Origin of the sequence: Nocardioides immobilis (assembly GCF_003515065.1) — a bacterium.
GTDB lineage: Bacteria > Actinomycetota > Actinomycetes > Propionibacteriales > Nocardioidaceae > Nocardioides > Nocardioides immobilis.
The window spans coordinates 1-2,402 of sequence record NZ_QXGH01000065.1; the positions used below are offsets into that span (position 1 = coordinate 1).

Annotated in this window: 3 protein-coding genes; 2 read left to right on the forward strand and 1 reads right to left on the reverse strand. The window is 66.9% G+C overall.

Annotated features, from left to right (window positions below):
• Positions 1–159: 159 nt before the first annotated feature.
• The gene (locus D0Z08_RS31505; protein WP_118929241.1) at positions 160–576 is read right to left on the reverse strand and encodes a hypothetical protein; all 417 of its coding nucleotides are present in this window, start codon (positions 574–576) and stop codon (positions 160–162) included.
• Between the two features lie 92 nt (positions 577–668).
• Here D0Z08_RS31505 and D0Z08_RS31510 point away from each other — a divergent pair, with 92 nt between their 5' ends.
• Both D0Z08_RS31510 and D0Z08_RS31515 read left to right on the forward strand, forming a co-directional pair.
• On the forward strand, positions 669–1,004 hold the full coding sequence (locus tag D0Z08_RS31510; RefSeq protein WP_118929242.1) for a hypothetical protein: 336 nt from the start codon (positions 669–671) through the stop codon (positions 1,002–1,004).
• A gap of 112 nt (positions 1,005–1,116) precedes the next feature.
• Positions 1,117–2,199 (forward strand): tyrosine-type recombinase/integrase, encoded by a 1,083-nt coding sequence (locus D0Z08_RS31515; protein WP_118929243.1) that lies wholly within the window; start codon positions 1,117–1,119, stop codon positions 2,197–2,199.
• Positions 2,200–2,402: the final 203 nt, after the last annotated feature.

Here is a 2,402-nt window from a genome sequence, read left to right on the forward strand (position 1 = left end):
GTAGTGAGCCACACGAACGTGTCGTGGGCAGCCGCACAGAGAGCCACGGACCGGACGCCTGGACCGAGCCTCGCCAGGCACCGATCCTGACGTCAATGAAACAAGTAGCCGCACGGCGTGCTCGCGGGCCAGCGACCGATACGGCGTGACATCTTCCGACTACCCGAAGTAGTTGTGACGCTCGCTCGACATCGACCGGTACTGGAACTCGAAAATGGCGCCGGCGGGGTCGATGAACCGGAACCAGCTATCCGCTCCGTGCCCGGGGCGCTGCGAATTGCACCAGCTGGACACATCCCACACCACGGCGAACGGAGCACTCGCCGGTGCGACTCTGCTGGCGTTCGGAAACGCCGCGTGGACATCGCTCAACTTGGCCTCGCGGAGCGCGTCCCAGAGCGTCAGGTCGGGAGTGCTCCAGTTCAAGTGCGAATCCATGATGACGGTTTCGACTGACAGCCAATCCCGTCGCTGGTTGCCCTCGGCCTCCAGTCGCCACGCATTCGCTGCGATATCGGTTGACGCCAATAGGAAAACATCGTCGTACGGGTAGCGCTGGTAGACGGTGATTCCCATGATCGTGGTCTAGCAGGAGCCTGCGACAGTTCGGCACTACGGCCTCGCCAGGCGGCAATAGCGGGGCGCGTGGGCATGCCAGCATGTCTCCGGTGACCGACAGGGAGATCTTCCGCGAACTGCCGTTCCCCTACGAAGGCGACCGCTTCCCGCCTCAACTTGGAGCGCTCGTGCAGCGAACAGTTCTCACCGGCGAACTTCCAGCGCGGGAGGTCATCCACGCTCCCGATGGCTCCTGGATGGTCGGCGACGGCGTGAACGACCCGAACTCACCTGGGGCTGCAGTCGTCACGCACATCGCGCACGTTGTCGATCGAAACACTTCGGTCGCGAGCCTGGCCACGATGCCGCCCGGTCACATCGCAAAGCGGGGAGGACCGGGAGAGCCCTGGCAGATCATGCGCCTCGTCGGATGGGACGACGAGTAGGCGAAGCCCGCTTCTCGGCAGCAGCGCTCTATCTTGCTTGATATGCGGGTGATCTTCGTTGGTATCTCGCCGGGACTTACCCGGTGATCGACGAGGAGCAGGAGGCACCCGGATGTCGTTGGTCGATGTGTGTCTGATCAGGTCGAGTGGCCCTGCCGGCGAGCCGGTGCTGCGGCTTGGCGTCGGAGTGCTCGACGAGTACCTGGAGTTCGTCGCGGGGCGTTGTCGACCGAACACGACGCTGGCGGTGGCCTACGACTTGAGGGTCTTCTTCACCGTGGTGGGCAAGGCCCCGGAAGAGGTCAGGCCGCGGGACGTGCTGGCATTCATGACCGCCCAGCGGGCCGGCCAGCCCTCGATCGCGGGGACCGCGCGGCTGGTCGACGAGGAGGGTGCGGGGGTTTCGAACCGGACGCTGCGGCGTCGGTTGTCGTCGGTCTCGGGGTTGTACGCGTTCCTCCATGCTCGCGGCGACGTGGCCACGAACCCGGTACCGCGCGGGCTTCCGACTCGCCGTGAGCGTCACCGGCCTCGCCAGGGTGTCCCGCTGGTGCGCGGCATCAGGACGGTGCCGCGGATCCTGGCCCCGGCCGAGGTCGATGCGCTGACCGCCGCGCTGCGCACCCACCGGGACCGGGCGATGGTTGCTGCGATGGTGCTGGGCGGGCTTCGTCGTTGCGAGGTTCTCGGGCTGCGCCTGGGCGACCTTCGGGTAGCCGAGCGGCGGGTGTTCATCGCCGAAGGAAAGGGCGGGCATCAACGCCTGGTCCCGGTATCGGGGCGGTTCTTCGACCACGCGAGGGCCTATCTCGAGCACGAGCGGCCATCCGATGCTGAGTCCGACCAGTTGTTCGTGGTCCTCAAACGACCCCGGCGTGGGCAAGCGCTGACCGCGGCCGGGCTGGATGAGATCCTCGCCGGCGCTCGTGGCCGGGCCGGGCTGGAGCACGCGACCTGCCACGAGCTGCGCCACACCTGTCTTACCCGGCTCCGCGAAGCCGGGATGGCTCTTGAAGCGGTCCAGGCCCAGGCCGGGCACGCCTCGATCGAGTCGACTCGGATCTACCTGCACCTGGCCGATGACTGGCTGGCCTCCCAGTACCGCAGGGCCGCTGAGGTTATCGACGCCCAGGTCTTCGCCGGCAACCCCGACCACACCGCGACGCCATCGGCGATGGCTGAGGAAGCCCGATGACCGCGGCGCCGTTGCCGACCTGGGAGAAACTCGCGGCCCGACCCGAGCTCGTCGCCACGATGCGCCGCTACCTCGAACTGTGGTTCCCCCCGAATCGTGGAGGGCTTCCCTATGCGGCTTCCCGGTCGGGGGCCGCGGTGTTCTCGTAGTTGATCGGGCTCATCATGCCCGCCGCGCTGTGTCGGCGCTGGTGGTTGTAGAAG

What these genes read in the sequence shown, in the direction of transcription:
- D0Z08_RS31515 (WP_118929243.1), top strand. Translation starts at nt 1,117, where the DNA reads ATGTCGTTGGTCGATGTGTGTCTGATCAGGTCGAGTGGCCCTGCCGGC.
- D0Z08_RS31505 (WP_118929241.1), bottom strand. Translation starts at nt 576, where the DNA reads ATGGGAATCACCGTCTACCAGCGCTACCCGTACGACGATGTTTTCCTA.